General features: G+C 42.2%; 13 protein-coding genes. 5 read left to right on the top strand and 8 right to left on the bottom strand.

Going from position 1 to position 16,876, the window contains the following annotated elements:
* Positions 1-16: 16 nt before the first annotated feature.
* The 7 genes from uvrC to EDC44_RS00080 form a co-directional block, all read right to left on the bottom strand.
* The gene (gene uvrC / locus EDC44_RS00110; RefSeq protein ID WP_131974514.1) at positions 17-1,843 is read right to left on the bottom strand and encodes an excinuclease ABC subunit UvrC; all 1,827 of its coding nucleotides are present in this window, start codon (positions 1,841-1,843) and stop codon (positions 17-19) included.
* Between the two features lie 2 nt (positions 1,844-1,845).
* The gene (locus EDC44_RS00105) at positions 1,846-2,505 is read right to left on the bottom strand and encodes a YidB family protein (RefSeq protein ID WP_131974137.1); all 660 of its coding nucleotides are present in this window, start codon (positions 2,503-2,505) and stop codon (positions 1,846-1,848) included.
* A gap of 24 nt (positions 2,506-2,529) precedes the next feature.
* Positions 2,530-3,288, bottom strand: a complete 759-nt coding sequence (kdsB, locus tag EDC44_RS00100) for a 3-deoxy-manno-octulosonate cytidylyltransferase (protein WP_131974135.1) — start codon at positions 3,286-3,288, stop codon at positions 2,530-2,532.
* Between the two features lies 1 nt (position 3,289).
* Positions 3,290-3,466: a Trm112 family protein gene (locus EDC44_RS00095; RefSeq protein ID WP_131974512.1), complete on the bottom strand. Its 177-nt coding sequence runs from the start codon at positions 3,464-3,466 to the stop codon at positions 3,290-3,292.
* 20 nt (positions 3,467-3,486) lie between these two features.
* Positions 3,487-4,467: a tetraacyldisaccharide 4'-kinase gene (gene lpxK, locus EDC44_RS00090; protein ID WP_131974134.1), complete on the bottom strand. Its 981-nt coding sequence runs from the start codon at positions 4,465-4,467 to the stop codon at positions 3,487-3,489.
* Positions 4,468-4,485: 18 nt separating this feature from the next.
* Positions 4,486-6,240 carry a lipid A ABC transporter ATP-binding protein/permease MsbA gene (gene msbA, locus EDC44_RS00085; RefSeq protein ID WP_165870207.1) on the bottom strand — a complete coding sequence of 585 codons (1,755 nt, stop codon included), beginning with the start codon at positions 6,238-6,240 and terminating at the stop codon, positions 4,486-4,488.
* Between the two features lie 96 nt (positions 6,241-6,336).
* Entirely contained in the window at positions 6,337-8,625 is a 2,289-nt protein-coding gene (locus tag EDC44_RS00080; protein ID WP_131974131.1) for a DNA internalization-related competence protein ComEC/Rec2, read from the bottom strand.
* A 293-nt stretch (positions 8,626-8,918) separates the two neighbouring features.
* Between EDC44_RS00080 and dksA the strand changes: the two genes are divergently transcribed.
* The 4 genes from dksA to gyrA all read left to right on the top strand — a co-directional run bounded on the left by dksA (position 8,919) and on the right by gyrA (position 14,211).
* Positions 8,919-9,368 (top strand): RNA polymerase-binding protein DksA, encoded by a 450-nt coding sequence (gene dksA / locus EDC44_RS00075; protein ID WP_131974129.1) that lies wholly within the window; start codon positions 8,919-8,921, stop codon positions 9,366-9,368.
* A gap of 65 nt (positions 9,369-9,433) precedes the next feature.
* The gene (pcnB, locus tag EDC44_RS00070) at positions 9,434-10,939 is read left to right on the top strand and encodes a polynucleotide adenylyltransferase PcnB (protein WP_424275888.1); all 1,506 of its coding nucleotides are present in this window, start codon (positions 9,434-9,436) and stop codon (positions 10,937-10,939) included.
* Positions 10,939-11,418: a 2-amino-4-hydroxy-6-hydroxymethyldihydropteridine diphosphokinase gene (folK, locus tag EDC44_RS00065; RefSeq protein WP_131974127.1), complete on the top strand. Its 480-nt coding sequence runs from the start codon at positions 10,939-10,941 to the stop codon at positions 11,416-11,418. The genes pcnB and folK overlap by 1 nt, the downstream gene beginning before the upstream one ends.
* A gap of 117 nt (positions 11,419-11,535) precedes the next feature.
* Positions 11,536-14,211: a DNA topoisomerase (ATP-hydrolyzing) subunit A gene (gyrA, locus tag EDC44_RS00060; RefSeq protein WP_131974125.1), complete on the top strand. Its 2,676-nt coding sequence runs from the start codon at positions 11,536-11,538 to the stop codon at positions 14,209-14,211.
* Between the two features lie 62 nt (positions 14,212-14,273).
* On the opposite strand, the gene EDC44_RS00055 is transcribed toward gyrA, so the two are convergent.
* The gene (locus tag EDC44_RS00055; RefSeq protein WP_131974123.1) at positions 14,274-16,148 is read right to left on the bottom strand and encodes a UDP-glucose:protein N-beta-glucosyltransferase; all 1,875 of its coding nucleotides are present in this window, start codon (positions 16,146-16,148) and stop codon (positions 14,274-14,276) included.
* 239 nt (positions 16,149-16,387) lie between these two features.
* Here EDC44_RS00055 and EDC44_RS00050 point away from each other — a divergent pair, with 239 nt between their 5' ends.
* Positions 16,388-16,852 carry a LexA family protein gene (locus tag EDC44_RS00050; RefSeq protein ID WP_131974121.1) on the top strand — a complete coding sequence of 155 codons (465 nt, stop codon included), beginning with the start codon at positions 16,388-16,390 and terminating at the stop codon, positions 16,850-16,852.
* Positions 16,853-16,876 lie beyond the last annotated feature (24 nt).

Below are 16,876 nucleotides of genomic sequence, written 5' to 3'. Positions count from 1 at the left end.
AATTATTGTGTAAAAACTAAGATTTTAATGCCTCTACGATTTTTTCTGCTAACGATTTTGAAATTCCCGGCACAGAGGCTATTTCATCTATCGTGGCATTTTTCACCCCTTGCATACCGCCTAAATATTTCAATAATGCCTGACGGCGTTTTGCACCAATGCCTTCAATATTTTCCAAACCGCTGTGGGTAAAGGCTTTTGCCCGTTTTTTGCGATGTCCGCTGATAGCGTGATTATGAGATTCATCGCGGATATGCTGAATTAAATGCAAGGCTAAATCATCGTCGGGCAGGTGAATCTCACGGTCTTGTTTACTGATAATCAAGGTTTCCAATCCGGCTCGGCGATCGACACCTTTCGCTACGCCGATTAAGTGCGGTCGGTTTTTATCCCATTTTACATTGAGATTACGGAACACCTCTAAGGCTCGGTTTAGCTGCCCTTTACCGCCGTCAATAAAAATAACATCGGGAATTTTTTCTGGTTCTAAATCGCGATCATAACGTTTTTTCAAGGCTTGAGCCATAGCGGCGTAATCATCTCCGCCAGTAATGCCTTCGATGTTAAAACGGCGGTAATCGGATTTTAACGGACCGTTTTCGTTAAAGACTACACAAGAAGCTACGGTTTGTTCACCCATTGTATGGCTGATATCAAAACATTCCATACGTTTGATTGCCGTAATACCGAGCAGATTTTGCAATGCATGATAGCGTTCGGAAATCAACGATTTTTGTTTTAACTGCGTGGTCAGCGTGGTTTTGGCATTCATTTGTGCCAGTTGTAAATATTTGCTCTTATTACCTTTGGTACTGTCTTGAATTTGCACTTTTCTGCCCGCCTGTTCCCACAGCAAGGTTTCCAGCTCGTCTTTTTCCGCTAATTTGTGATCCACAATAATGCTGTTCGGAATAGTTCGGCCTTGATGAGCCTGCAAATAAAACTGCCCCACAAAAGTTGCCGTCAGCTCGGAAAGATCCGTATTGGCCGGCACTTTAGGAAAATAACTGCGATTACCCAACACTTTGCCTTGGCGGATAAACAGCACCTGCACACAAGCCAATCCATGCTGATAGGCAATCGCGATAATATCCATATCATCCAAGCGTTCATTGGAAACAAATTGTTTTTCTACTACCGCCCGCACCGCTTGGATCTGATCACGAAAACGCGCTGCACTTTCAAAATCCAAATTACGGCTGGCATTTTCCATTTTGCCGATAAGACTCTCTAACACCAATTGATCTTTACCTTGTAAAAACAAACGTGCGTAGTCCACTTGCTGATTATAGTCATCATCCGTCACATAACCTACGACACAAGGGGCCGTACAACGGCCGATTTGATATTGCAGACAAGGACGGGAACGGTTGTTATAAACGGAATTTTCGCATTGCCGCACCGGAAACAGTTTCTGCATTAAAGATAAGGTTTCCCGCACTGCTCCGGCGTGGGGATAAGGACCGAAATATTCACCTTGAATTTTTTTCGTACCGCGATAAGCGGTGATCCGCGGATGGCGTTCCTTGGTGAGTAAAATATAAGGATAGGATTTATCATCCCGTAGCAATACGTTATAACGGGGCTGATATTCTTTAATAAAATTATGCTCAAGCAGCAACGCTTCCGTTTCGGAGCTGGTCACCGTAGTGTCTATATGATGAATATTCGACACCAAGGCTTCGGTTTTCTTACTGCTTAAATTAGAACGAAAATAACTGCTTAAACGCTTTTTCAGATCCTTTGCTTTACCTACATAAATCACCGTGCCTTTATCGTCATACATCCGATAAACGCCCGGCTGATGGGCAACATTGGCAAGGAAAGACTTCGCATCAAACATCATTATTTATTTTTAAACATACCATTTAAAATTGAACCGATATCCTGTGCCAATTCATCGTTACTACTCGGTTCGGAAGTTTGGCTGGTAAGGGTCGGTTGATTAAAAATCTGCCCTAAAATATCACCAAACGGGTTATCGTTTACACGTTGTTGTGTTTGTGTAGGTTGAGCTTGCTCCTGCATCGCTCCCTCACCAAATAACCCGCCTAACACGCCGCCTAATAAATCATCCAAGCCGAAACCATCTTGGCTTTGTGCTTGTTGAGCCTGCCGTGCTAAACTATCGGTTCTTACACCGCCTTCACGACCGTTTGGTGTCAGCATATCAATAATTTGCGGTAACGCTTGAGAGAGAATATCTTGAGCTTGGGTTTTATCCACGCCTGCTTGTTGTGCTACTTCAGAAATAGTATCGTCACCAAACACATCATTCACTTGGTTGGATTGCATTGGTTTATTTTGACCCGTACCGATCCAGGATTCCAATAAATCACCCAAACCGCCTTGTTGTAATTTACCGAAAATGCCTTCCACACCACCTTGTGATTGAATAAGACCACCTAAAATACTGCCGATAGGTGATGAATTTGAATTCTCATTTGCGGTATTGCCACCACCCAATGCACTACTGATTGCCGAACCGATAATTTTATCTAACATACTACTTTCTCTATTTGGTTTAAATTATTTTGCTAAAATCGACCGCACTTTTTCCAAATCTTCCAACGTATCAACCCCAACGGCCGGCACTTCTTTGGCCAACTCCACATGAATTTTCTCACCGTTCCATAAAACACGCAATTGTTCCAGGGATTCAATTTTTTCCAACGCTGTAGGTTCCCATTGCACATATTGCTTGATAAAACCCGCACGATAAGCATAAATGCCGATATGACGCAAATAGTTTGCCATAAGCTGAACACGCTTCGGATCAGTGGTTTTGGCGAATTGATCGCGATCCCACGGAATCACCGCACGGGAAAAATACAGCACATAACCGTCTTTATCGGTCAGCACTTTGACGGCATTTGGGTTGAAAAGTTCTTCCGCCTCATGAATTTCCACCGCAAGGCTCGCCATATTCACTTGGTATTTCGCTAAGTTATCTGCCACTTGCTGTACAATAACCGGCGGAATTAACGGTTCATCCCCTTGAATATTCACAATAATTTCATCATCAGGAATAGCTAATTTTTCTACCACTTCCGCCAAACGTTCCGTGCCGGAATTATGTTTTTCCGATGTTAAACATACTTCTGCCAAATTTTCCACCGCACTTTTCACATCTAAATTATCGGTCGCCACAATCACACGGCGGGCTCCGGATAATCTGGCTTTTTCAACCACGTGAGCAATCATCGGTTTGCCCGCAATATCTGCCAACGGCTTGCCCGGCAAACGGCTTGATGCAAAGCGGGCGGGAATAATTACTGTAAAACTCATTTTATTTTTCCTGTTCGTAAATGGTTACGGCTCGCTCGGCTAATAACACCGGCACGCCTAGTTCAATAGGATAAGCCACATGGTCAAAATTGCAGATCAAACGGTCATTTTCTTTGTCGTATTTTAATCGTCCTTGGCATAGGGGACAGGCTACAATTTCTAACAACTTAGGATTTATTTGGGGCTCTGTTTGAGCAGTCATTTCGGCTCCTTATGCACAAGCTGTTGAATTTTTTCAATTAAGCGGTTCACATCAGGTCCGGAAAGTTCTGCTTCCACCGGCACAAACCACCAATCCGGTTGAGCAAATTCCCGGCATTTCACCGCATCTTTTTCCGTCATAAAGAGCGGTTGATTTTGCGGAAATTTTTGCAACGACTCAACATTAAAGGTTTGATGATCCGCAAAGGCCTGCGTATCGGATAGTTGAATATTCAAACACCGTAACATGGTAAAAAACCGTTGCGGATTACCAATCCCTGCCATCGCATTCACTTGGGAGAAATCTGTTAATAATCGCTTTTCACCGCTGACTAAATTCACAGCAAATTTCGGCACTAACGTCATCACGTTTTGAGTATATTCATTGGCTTTGCCGTTAGCCACTATAAAATCGACTGAATTTAACCGCACTTTTGGCTCACGCAAAGGACCTGCGGGCAACACAAAACCATTACCCAAACCACGTTCGGCATCCATAACCACAATTTCAAGATCTCGTTGCAGTTTATAATGTTGTAACCCGTCATCGGCGATAATCACATCAAGTTTATTCTTTTTCTGTAATAATTCAATGCTTTCCTGACGATTCGGAGAAATACACACCGGCACTCCGGTACGCTTTGCCATTAACACCGGTTCATCACCGGCTAATTTAGGATCGGAATCCGCTTGTACCAACAAAGGAAAAATGTTCGATTGACTGCCGTAACCGCGGGAAATAATCCCCGCTTTTAGACCGCACTTTTGCAACTGCTCTACTAGCCAAATCGTCATCGGCGTTTTACCGTTTCCACCCACGGACAAATTCCCTACAATAATGACAGGAATATCCGCTTTGTAGGATTTAAAAATTCCCAAGCGGTAACAAGCTCGACGAATTGCCGTGATCAATAAAAATAATAATGACAACGGCAATAACAACCAAGCTAACCAAGAGTGGGAATACCAAAAGTTCATTGTCTTTTATCTCGAAAATCAGTGACCAAACTGCATTTGATGTAATTGATGATAAATACCTTTTTGTGCTAATAAGGTGTTGTGATTGCCCCGTTCTTTTACTTCACCGTGTTCGATGACTAAAATTTCATCGGCTTTTTCGATAGTGGAGAGACGGTGTGCAATCACTAAAACCGTGCGATCTTTTTGCAATTCTTCCAATGCGGCTTGAATTGCACGTTCTGATTCCGTATCTAAGGCGGATGTGGCTTCATCTAAAATCAACACCGGGGAATTACGCAATAAGGCACGAGCAATAGCCAAACGCTGGCGTTGACCGCCGGATAAATTCGTACCGTTTTCGCCGATTACGGTATCTAAACCCAGGTCTAATTTTTCGATAAATTCCATAGCATGTGCCGCCGTCGCCGCTTTAATAATTTCTTCACGGCTGTATTTATCCGTGGCAGCATAAGCAATATTATTCGCTACCGTATCATTAAATAAATGCACCTGTTGCGATACCACCGCACAGTTTTCCCGCAAATTCGCCAAGGTATAATTTTGAATATTCACACCATCTAAGGTGATTTCGCCATGACCTTTTTCAATATCATAAAAACGTGTGACAAGGTTGGCAATGGTGGATTTGCCGGAACCGGAACGCCCCACTAATGCCACGGTTTTACCCGCAGGAATGGTAAAGGAAATATTATTTAGTGCCGGTTGATCTTTGCCTTGATAAGCAAAAGCGACATTATTAAACACTAAATTTCCCACCGCTCTTTCTGTTTTATAACTGCCCAGATCTTTTTCCGTTTCCAGATCTAAAATAGCAAATAAGGTTTGACAGGCTGCCATTCCCCGTTGAAATTGGGCGTTAACGTTAGTTAAAGATTTTAACGGACGCATCATTGCCAGCATAGATGAAAATACTACGGTAAAGGAACCGGCGGTAAGATTATCATCCATAATTTCCGGCAAGGTGGATAAATACAACACGGCAGCCAAGGCAAAAGAAGCAATAATCTGCACGATAGGATCGGAAATGGCATTGGCCATTGCCATTTTCATTCCTTTGCTACGCATATCGTTGCTCACTTCATTAAAACGTTTTTCTTCAATTTGCTGACCGCCAAAGGATAATACTACCTTATGTCCGTGCAACATTTGTTCCGCACTGGATGTCACTTCGCCCATGGAGTCCTGCATATTTTTGCTTAATCGGCGAAAGTGTTTGGATACTACACGAATCAGTGCCGCAATAATCGGTCCGATAACGAATAACACTAACGTCAACGCCCAGCTGGTGTAAAACATCACACCAAGCAATGACAGAATATAAGCCCCTTCACGCACAATCGTAATCAGTGCACCGGAAGAAGAATTAGCCACCTGTTCCGAATCATAAGTGATACGAGAAAGCAATTTACCTGTTGAATTCGTGTCAAAATAAGACACCGGCATATACATTAAATGACGGAATAAGCGGCGACGCAGCATCATGACCACCTTACCCGACACCCAAGCCAAACAATATTGAGAAGTAAAATTGGTAAGACCGCGTAAGATAATCAAGCCGACCACAACAAACGCCATCATTTTCAAAAAACCGGAATCGGCTTTACCAAAACCGTCATCTAACAAAGGTTTAAGCATTGAAATTAAGCTGGCATCTGCCGCCGCATTAAGAATTAAAGCGATTCCTGCCGCGACCAATCCCCATTTGAACGGTGCGATAATCGGCCATAAACGTTTGAAGGTTTGCCCGGTGCTAAGATCTTTATCTTGCATTTGATTTGACATAATTTCTTTTCTATCTGCATTAATATTGTGGGCATTGTACCTTGATTTATCTGTTTAGCCAATTATAGCTGATTAATTAATAAGCTATCGACTAAAATAGCCCGCATACCATGGCGACAAAGCAGTTCTCGCCGTTTCAATTTTAATTTCATTCCCACTTTCATTTACATAAAAATTCACATTCACTTGTCCTGAAACTGCGGAATTATAGACTGTGCTTTGATAACGATTAAGTCGTTCTGTCACGATATTATGAGGAAATCCCCAGGGATTCCAACGCCCGCTGGAAATTAATGCAATCTGCGGTTGGCCGTGTTTTAATAATTTTTCGCCCGTAGAAGTTTTACTGCCGTGATGCCCTACTTGCAATACATGGATTTTGCCCACTTGTTGAGCAATTTGATTTTCCGTTGCCATATCCGCATCCCCTGTAAGTAAAATTTTATATGTACCGTCACTGACTAACAGCACGCAAGAATCAGGATTTTTCGCTTCTGCAACAACGGACTTTGGAGATAAAACCTGAAAATCCAATCCTTGCCATTGCCACCGCTTTCCGCTCTTACAAAAAGTGCGGTGAGTTTCACCATAGTTTTTATAGGACGATGACAACAAAGACACTGTCGGATATTGCCGTAATACCCTCCTTGCTCCGCCGGAATGATCATTATCGTCGTGACTTAAAATCAATTGCTCCAAAATCAATCCCTGCCTTTGTATATAAGGTAGCACTTCAATTTCAGCCATACTTCCCCCCGACCAAGCGGCTCCCGTGTCATAAAGTATCGCTCGTTGATCTTTTACAAGTAACACCGCCAAACCCTGTCCCACATCAAGCATAACCAATTGCCAGTTTGGTTTATGAATATAATGATAAACGAGTGAAAGACTGGAAAATAAAAATAAACCTACCGCACTTATACCGTATTCTGACAACCAACGAGCTGATTTTCGATAAGCGATGTAAAAGATCAACATCGCTAAAAGTGCGGTAAAAATCAGCGTAGTTTGATGCGATACGGTAATCCATTGGTGTTGAAATAAAGTAAGAAACCCGGTGATCCAATGTGCCAAATGATCTGCATAAACCCACGAATTAAACGCTCCTTGCGTAAACACCGCAAACAAAACCAGCGGCACTAATCCTAAGCTGAACAAAGGCACCACAACCAGATTCGCAATAAAACCGCCGCCTGAAAAACCGCCGAATAACGCCCATTGAATAGGCGTAAACAGCAATAACAAGCCCAACTGCAAATGAAATAAGCCGAAAACATAGCGCATTTTGTACCATCTTGATTGTGTAGTCAGCCAATTTGATAAGGGAAAAAGCTGATACCACACAATCAAACAGCACACTGCACCTGCTGAAAGCCAAAAACTGGCGGATAAGATCATTATGGGATCAAATAACAGCAAAATCGCCACCGTTCGCAAAAAAAGCTGCCAAACAGTGCAATATCCTCGATAAAAACGTATCACCAATACCAAACTGATCGCCGTTATCGCCCGAAAAGTGGGAATGGCAAATCCTGCTAAATAACTATAAATCAGAGCGAGTAATAATCCGCTGATTAAAGGAAAATAAGGCGAGATCCAGCGGGTAGGCAGAAAAAACTGCACCGCTCGTGCCAGTGCAAATCCTAAACTCATTGCCAAACCGATATGCAAACCGGAAATGGCGATCAAATGAGCCGTATTGCTTTGCTGATAAATTTGCCATACATCATTAGGTAACCACGCCCGTTCACCAAAAGCCAATGCCATTAATAACCCTTGTTGTATTAACATTTTCGTTTGTTCTAAGGATTGTGATAACCGCTGATTTCGCCAATCGTTTTTTTCTGCTATTTTGACCGCACTTTTAATGGACGCATAAGCGGTAACAGCTTTCGAAAAATACCACTGCTGCCGGTCAAAACCGCCCAAATTCAAACGAGAAGAGATTGGTCGAAAACGTAATTTCCCTTTCCACCATTCACCTAACCGGGGTTTATCCGCAACTTTCCAATTCACATAAATTCTGTGCTGCGGATCTTTAGTTGTCACGATTAATGATGTATAACCTTGTTGCGTAATAATTTCCTCAATATAAAATTCTATCGTATCTTTTTGCTCAAGCAGATGAACCGAACCGGCTTTTTCCATTAAATTCAATGCAGTGTTATGAACATAGCCCACACAAAAAAATCCTATTACCATTAGCCAAAAAGTTGCTCGCATACGACCGCCGAATACGAACAGGATTAACCCTACAGTAATCCCGATAAAACACCACTGCCAAGACAATAATAAAAAATCCGGCAACCATAACAAAGTCAAACTACAAAGAATAATTAATCCGGCTACGTGATCTAATGTAAATTTTTTCATTTTTTACCGCACTTTTTGCATTTAGAAAGGTCTTTATAAAAGACTCATGGCAGATTCCGTTAGCAAAAGCCCAAAGTGAACGTTATTTTTGGAAGACAGATCACAAAACTGAAAAAAGATATGTAAAAAACCATAAATTTCTCACTTTCCATTTGCTAAATTCCGCAAGTTCTGCTATTTATAACGATTTTAAAATCACAATGGTTAACAACAATAGGAACTCGGGTCTTTTACATTGTCTGTGGATGTTTTTCATCCTAACAAGGGCGCATTTTCTTATTCAAGGAGTAAATATGGCTACTACAACCCAACAAAATTCATTAAGTCCTTTGGCTTTAGCTGGAGTAAAACCATATATCGAAAAAAACGGTGAAGAATATATGAATGAAGAACAATTACTTCATTTCAAGAAAATTCTGCAAGCCTGGCACGATCAAATCGTAAACGAAGCCAGCCGCACCGTAGAACATATGCGTGACGAGGCGGCAAACTTCCCGGATCCTGCCGACCGCGCGACACAAGAAGAGGAATTCAGTTTAGAATTACGCAACCGCGACCGCGAACGTAAACTATTGAAAAAAATCGAACGCACATTGAAAAAAATCGAGACGGAAGATTTCGGTTATTGCGAATCTTGCGGTATAGAAATCGGTATTCGCCGTTTGGAAGCCCGTCCGACCGCAGACTTATGTATCGATTGCAAAACCTTAGCGGAAATTCGTGAAAAACAAATGGTGGGTTAATTTAATTAATCTGTAACTTCAAGGGCGTATTGTTATACGCCCTTTAGCAATTTAATCAACCTAATTTGGAGTTTATTATCTTAGGTTATATCAAAAAACTGTTTCATAAAAAACAGCCGAATTCATCAACCCAACGCATTGATACACAACCGGCGGCTACAACGCCAAAAGTCTATCAAGAACCTATTCAGCCACGCAAATATAATGCTGCGGCACCAGGTCATCGTTACAACAAAAATATTCTGAAAGCCTCATTGCACGGCATTCAGCCGCGAATGATCAGCAAAAATGCATTGATAGTGGTAGAAAAACTCAATCGCAACGGTTATGAAGCCTATGTTGTGGGCGGTTGCTTGCGTGACTTGCTGTTAGGTAAAAAGCCAAAAGATTTCGATATTGCAACAAATGCCCGTCCGGAGCAGGTGCAAGCGTTATTTCAACGTCAATGCCGTTTGGTGGGGCGTCGCTTCCGCTTAGCTCATATTATGTTCGGTCGTGATGTGATTGAAGTGGCCACATTCCGTGCGAATCATCAGGAAAATCATAACGAAAAGCAATCCAAGCAAAGTGCCGAAGGTATGTTACTGCGGGATAATGTATACGGCACTTTAGAGCAAGATGCCGAACGCCGTGATTTTACCGTCAATGCTTTATATTACAGCCCGCAACACAATGAACTGCACGATTATTTCAATGGGTTGGACGATTTGAAAGCGGGCAAACTCCGTTTAATCGGTGATCCCACTACCCGCTACCAAGAAGATCCGGTGCGAATGCTACGTTCTATCCGCTTTATGGCTAAATTGGATATGTTTTTGGATCAACCAAGCGCCGCCCCCATCCGTCGTCTTGCGCCATTGCTAAAAAATATTCCTCCTGCCCGTTTATTTGACGAGTCTTTAAAATTATTGCAAAACGGTTTCGGGGTAAAAACCTATCAATTATTGCGTGAATATCATTTATTTGAGCAGCTATTTCCGGAATTAATACCTTATTTCACAGAAAAAGCCGATAGCTTTGCAGAACGAATGATTATTACGGCATTAACCTCTACCGATGAACGTGTTGCAGATAATTTACGCATTAATCCGGCTTTTTTATTTGCGGCATTTTTCTGGTATCCGCTACGGGAAAAAGTGGATGTATTGAAAAACGAAGGCGGTTTGAATAATCACGATGCCTATGCCTTGGCGAGCAACGATATTTTAGACCAAATGTGCCGCTCTCTTGCGGCACCGCGACGTCATACTACGGTTATCCGTGACATTTGGTTTTTGCAGCTGCAATTAATGAAACGTTCCGGATCGCATCCGGTGCGAGCAATGGAACATCCCAAATTCCGTGCAGGCTATGATTTATTGGCAATGCGGGCAGAGATTGAAGGCGGTGAAGCGGTGGAGCTGGCCATTTGGTGGCACGAATATCAATTCAGTAACGAACAGCAACGGGGCGAATTGATGCGCGAACAACAAAAACGCAATCCAAACTCTAAACCGTCAAAATCCAAACGCAGACGCCGCTATTACAAACCGCGAAGCAAAAAAGCCGGCAGTTCTCAAGGAAATGAATAATGGTTACGGCTTATATCGCATTAGGCAGTAATCTGAATACGCCGATTGAGCAACTTAAATCGGCGTTAACCGCAATTGCCCAATTACCGCAAACCGAACTAACGGCGGTGAGTTCTTTTTATCAAAGCAAACCCCTCGGCCCGCAGGATCAACCGGATTACACCAATGCGGTCGCCGGCATCCGCACCGAACTTGCCCCTTTGGATTTATTAGAAGCCTTGCAGCAGATCGAAAACCGGCAAGGTCGTGTGCGTTTACGCCGTTGGGGCGAACGCACCCTGGATTTGGATATTTTGCTGTATGCCAATGAAATCATTCAATCCGAACGCCTGACCGTTCCCCATTACGATATGCAAAATCGGGAATTTGTCATCGTACCGCTATATGAAATCGCACCGAATTTAGTGCTACCGAATGGCAAATCAATGGCAAATTTAATTCAGCGTTTTTTATCCCACCGGATGATTAAAATCAATTAAAAACTTTCTCAATTTCTACCGCACTTTTCCCTAATTATTCTTAGGGAAAATGTCCTTTTTATGCTATAATTCCCCAAATTTTCAGTCATATAAAATGAAACAAACTAGGAAGTCCGAATGAGTGAACTAGCCCAAGATATAACCCCTGTCAGTGTCGAAGAAGAACTGAAATCCTCTTATCTCGACTATGCCATGTCCGTGATTGTCGGCCGTGCATTGCCTGATGTGCGTGACGGTTTGAAACCGGTACACCGCCGCGTGTTATTTGCAATGCACGAAGGGGGTAATGCCTACAATAAACCTTATCGCAAATCTGCCCGTATTGTGGGGGATGTGATCGGTAAATATCATCCGCACGGCGACAGTGCTGTTTACGACACTATTGTGCGTATGGCTCAGCCCTTCTCATTACGTTATATGCTGGTGGACGGTCAAGGCAACTTCGGTTCGGTAGATGGCGACCCGGCAGCGGCAATGCGTTATACGGAAGCCCGTATGACCAAAATTGCTCACGAATTATTAGCGGATTTGGACAAAGAAACCGTGGATTTTGTGCCGAACTATGACGGTTCCGAACAAATTCCAGATGTACTGCCGACCAAAGTACCCGCATTGTTAGTGAACGGTTCATCCGGTATTGCCGTAGGTATGGCGACCAATATCCCGCCGCATAACTTAGGCGAAGTGCTGGACGGCTGTTTGGCTTATATGGACAATCACGATATTACTATTGATGAATTAATGACCCACATTCCCGGTCCGGATTTCCCGACCGCAGGTATTATCAACGGTCGCAAAGGTATCGAAGAAGCTTATAAAACCGGCCGCGGCAAAGTCTATGTACGTGCCAAAGCGGAAATCGAAACCGACGAACGCGGCAGAGAAACCATTATCATCAATGAAATTCCATACCAAGTAAATAAAGCGAAATTGCAAGAAAAAATCGCGGATTTGGTAAAAGAGAAAAAAATCGAAGGTATTTCAGCGATGCGTGATGAGTCCGATAAAGACGGGATGCGTATTGTGATTGAAGTGAAACGGGATGCTGTGGGCGAAGTGTTGTTAAATCAACTTTATGCACTCACCCAATTGCAAGTGACTTTCGGTATCAATATGGTAGCGCTCGATCACGGTCAGCCTAAGATTTTGAATTTAAAACAATTAATTGAAGCCTTCGTATTGCACCGCCGTGAAGTGGTAACTCGCCGTACGGTATATGAATTACGCAAAGCCCGCGAACGTGCACATATTTTAGAAGGTTTGGCTATCGCATTGGCGAATGTGGATCCGATTATCGAATTAATTCGTAATGCACCGAATCCGGAAGCGGCTCGTCAAGGTTTATTAAGCCGCGCCTGGGAATTAGGCAATGTGGCTGAAATGCTCGCAGCGGCCGGTGTGGATGTGGCTCGTCCGGAAGATCTTTCTGAAAAATACGGTTTCCGTGATGACATGTATTACTTAACGGAAGTACAGGCACAAGCTATTTTAGATTTACGTTTGCAAAAACTCACCAATTTGGGTAAAGATGAAATTCTTGATGAATACCATAAACTCATTGATGTGATTGGTGAATTATTGCGTATTTTACGCAGTCCGGAACGTTTGATGGAAGTGATCCGCGAAGAATTGGAACAGATTCGAGAACAATTTAATGATCCGCGTCGTACTGAAATTACTGCCGCTTCCGGCGATATCAATCTGGAAGATTTGATTGCCCAAGAAGATGTGGTCGTCACCCTTTCTCACGAAGGTTATGTGAAATATCAACCGCTTACCGATTACGAAGCACAGCGTCGTGGCGGTAAAGGCAAATCCGCAACCAAAATGAAAGAAGAAGACTTTATCGAGAAATTATTAGTGGCAAATACCCACGATACTATTCTCTGCTTCTCCAGCCGTGGCCGTTTGTATTGGTTGAAAGTGTATCAATTACCGCAAGCCAGCCGCGGTGCCCGTGGCCGTCCGATTGTCAATATCCTACCATTGGAAACCAACGAGCGTATCACTGCGATTTTACCGATTTCCGATTATGCGGAAGATAAATTTGTATTAATGGCAACCGCTGGCGGTATTGTGAAAAAAACCGCTCTCACGGAATTTAGTCGTCCGCGCGCCAACGGCATTATCGCCGTAAATTTACGCGATGAAGACGAGCTAATCGGCGTGGATATCACCGATGGTTCGAATGAAATTATGTTGTTCTCATCCCAAGGTCGCGTGGTTCGCTTCAGCGAACAGAGCGTGCGTGCAATGGGTCGTACCGCAACCGGCGTACGCGGAATCAAACTGGCGTTAACCAACGATCTGTCTGATGAAGAAAGTGCGGTAGAAATTGAAGAAATTTCCGATGATAACGCTGATGAAGCATTAGATTTGAACATTGATAAAGTGGTATCTTTGGTGATTCCGAAAAATGACGGGGCGATTTTAACCGCAACGCAAAACGGTTACGGTAAACGTACCAACTTAACGGAATACCCGACTAAATCTCGTAATACCAAAGGTGTGATCTCCATTAAAGTGAGCGAACGTAACGGTAAAGTAGTGGCTGCCGCCCAAGTGTTAGATACCGACCAAATTATGCTGATCACCGATGCCGGCACACTTGTGCGTACGCGTGTCAGCGAAGTCAGCATTGTAGGCCGCAACACCCAAGGTGTCCGCTTAATCCGCACGGCCGACGATGAACACGTTGTGAGTTTAGAACGTGTCGCCGAAGTGGATGATGAGGATGAAACAACGGATGTTGCCGACATTGCAGAAACAGAAAGCAATGAAGTAACGGAATAACAAAAATTCTACAAAAAACCACCGCACTTTACTCTACTAAAGTGCGGTATTTTTTAACTCGTTTACATACCTAAAGCCTTCACTTTTTCCAGTAAGACTTTACCCATTGGGCTGGGATCGCCGGTAAATAATGTTTGTAGCCCATTATTTTCAATAATATGACGACGTAATATTAAGCGTTCTTTATGATTTTCAGCTAAACGAATAGCACGCTCAATATATTCTTCTACACTACTTGCAATTAACCAATCCGGTAAACCTAAGCGTTTAAATAAACCTTCGTCAATGTGTTCGTGTACTTCCGGACCGGTTTTACATATTCCCACCAAACCTAATGTAACCATATCAATAATGCCGTTAGTATTACCAAAGGGAAATGGATTAATCAACATATCGCATTGATGCAGCACATCTAAATATTGTTGATAAGGTAAATGAGAATGTGCCGTGACATCGTTTCCTAAATACGATTTCAAAAAACGTTCGACATAAATATGAACAATCCCTTTGGAAGCGCCTAGTGCAAAATGAAAGTGGATTTTCACTTTTGCTTTATCACGAATCTGACGGCAGGCCTCCAAAAACTGAGGATTTAATTTCATAATATGACTGGCGATACCAATCCGTACCATTTCCGGCTCCTCTCTTAAACAATATTCAACTGTTTTCGGGGCATTGGCCGAAGGAATATAAGGTAACGCATCTTTCGGCAATCGAATTAACGATTCGCTAAAACATTGTTCCGAACCAACGTAGTCATCTTCAACAATAACATAATCAATAAACGGAGAGTGCGTAGTGGCCGGATGTCCTAGTGCTACCGCCTGTATTGGTGCCAAACGAGTGTTACTTAAAAAAACCGATGTTAAATCCATTCCTATACTCGGCATATAGAAAACCGCCGGTTTATATTGCTCACAAAAATGCCGAATTTGTTTTAACTTATTGTTTGGTAAAGGAATCGTGTCCAACGGATAAAAAATATCAAACACCGCCTTCCCTTGTTGATCCACTGTACTTCCGCCAAAACCGATTAAAAAAAACTGCTCCCATGCAGCACGTAAAGAGGTTGAATGAGTACGAAAAATAGAATGTGTAGCATGAAAATGCTCCAAATAAACCATCATAATCGGCTTTCCTTTGATATAACCAATAGGTGCGATATTACGATCCTGCCAGCCGTTTTCTAATAAATGACGACGAATTATGCCGTTAATTCCTTCCTTGATACGATGTTTTTCAGCTGCCGTATCATAACTGCAACGCATATAGACATCGTGTAAAATACGCTCGTTCAAGCCATTAAGGTTTTTAATCTTCGATAATTTGGTCGGTAACCACTTTAATAAAATATGACGTTTCCGAAATGCTGCCGTTGTACCGATAAAGCGATCCGATTGCAATGCAAAACAAAGTGAAATGCAAAGTTCGGGACTTAATTGCCATAACAATTCAAAATTTAACGGTATGTTAGATTCAGGAAAATACAGGATACAAAATTTTTGTAACAAGCCTTTTTTCACAGCAACTTGAGATTGATGGTCACTTAAATCAATATCAAAACTACGCAAAACATGATCCGCATTCAGAAAAGGCGAAGAAGCAAATACTTGAGCCAACCTGCGTTGATAAGTCAATAAATCAATAGCTCCCGCATCGGAAAATACCAGTTCCGGCATGCGGAAAAAATCTGATACCGCAACCGCCAGTCGAGTACAGAAATAACGCTCGTCTTCATGTGCCACTAAAGTCAGGCTTCTCGGAATATCCATTTCAATTTGTTGAATGCTTCCGCCATTGACTTCCAGCGATTGCAAAATAGCAACTAATTCTCGGCCGGCCACTTGACGATCCTGATTGGATACCGCCCGTTCAAAATTAATTAAACTGGCTGAATAATTTTGTTTAGGTTGCTTTTTTCCAATAGATATTTGCATCGTCTTTCCTTATAAAATTTTTTCTATTTTCACCGCACTTTACTGAATTTTAGCTCATACAGCCGGTCCAATATCCCATTACTAAACTATTGTATTTTATCATCAATACTATTCCTATCAGATATTTACAAAAAAAGATCAAAAATATCTGTTGACAAACTGTATGTAATACCAGTATATTTACCTGTATAAAAATCAGCATGAAAATTTAATCACTAATTAACCTTAAGGAAAATACGATGAACCGTTTAAATACCATACAAAATGCAGATTCTCACCATTATTTTTCTTATCATCCGCTACCTTTTTATGATGATCGTCACCAATACACAAGCAATAAAAATAAAAAAGGCGTAGCAAAATATAAACTTGATCTCAATTTATATTGTATAAAACGTCCGCAACAGACTTGTTTTATTCAAGTCAATAATCCGAATATGATCGCTTGGGGAATCGAACAAGGTGATATGTTGGTAATTGAAAAAAACGAACAGCTTAGTGTCGGTGATTTAGTCGTATTGGAAGAAAACGAACAATTTCAAATTTACGAGTTTTTTGCTCAACAAAACGGCGAATACGTTTTTATGGCACTGGATTATAAAGCGGCGAATATCAAAACCCGTAATTGGAAAATATTGCCGATTATCGGCACGGTGACAAGCATTATCCACCAAATGAAACCCAAAAGAGTCACCGTTCAGTAAAAGTGCGGTGAAAAACGGGGAAAA

It is taken from the genome of Cricetibacter osteomyelitidis (genome assembly GCF_004340985.1).
In the GTDB taxonomy this organism is placed as follows: Bacteria; Pseudomonadota; Gammaproteobacteria; order Enterobacterales; family Pasteurellaceae; genus Cricetibacter; species Cricetibacter osteomyelitidis.
Note: the sequence above shows the minus strand (reverse complement) of the source record. Positions and strands in the feature narration are given on the sequence as shown.

Bases quoted from the DNA above. Each gene is read 5' to 3' on its own strand.
- EDC44_RS00055 (WP_131974123.1), bottom strand. From the start codon at position 16,148: ATGCAAATATCTATTGGAAAAAAGCAACCTAAACAAAATTATTCAGCC.
- lpxK (WP_131974134.1), bottom strand. From the start codon at position 4,467: ATGAACTTTTGGTATTCCCACTCTTGGTTAGCTTGGTTGTTATTGCCG.
- uvrC (WP_131974514.1), bottom strand. From the start codon at position 1,843: ATGTTTGATGCGAAGTCTTTCCTTGCCAATGTTGCCCATCAGCCGGGC.
- kdsB (WP_131974135.1), bottom strand. From the start codon at position 3,288: ATGAGTTTTACAGTAATTATTCCCGCCCGCTTTGCATCAAGCCGTTTG.
- folK (WP_131974127.1), top strand. From the start codon at position 10,939: ATGGTTACGGCTTATATCGCATTAGGCAGTAATCTGAATACGCCGATT.
- dksA (WP_131974129.1), top strand. From the start codon at position 8,919: ATGGCTACTACAACCCAACAAAATTCATTAAGTCCTTTGGCTTTAGCT.
- msbA (WP_165870207.1), bottom strand. From the start codon at position 6,240: ATGCAAGATAAAGATCTTAGCACCGGGCAAACCTTCAAACGTTTATGG.
- gyrA (WP_131974125.1), top strand. From the start codon at position 11,536: ATGAGTGAACTAGCCCAAGATATAACCCCTGTCAGTGTCGAAGAAGAA.
- EDC44_RS00105 (WP_131974137.1), bottom strand. From the start codon at position 2,505: ATGTTAGATAAAATTATCGGTTCGGCAATCAGTAGTGCATTGGGTGGT.
- EDC44_RS00080 (WP_131974131.1), bottom strand. From the start codon at position 8,625: ATGAAAAAATTTACATTAGATCACGTAGCCGGATTAATTATTCTTTGT.
- EDC44_RS00050 (WP_131974121.1), top strand. From the start codon at position 16,388: ATGAACCGTTTAAATACCATACAAAATGCAGATTCTCACCATTATTTT.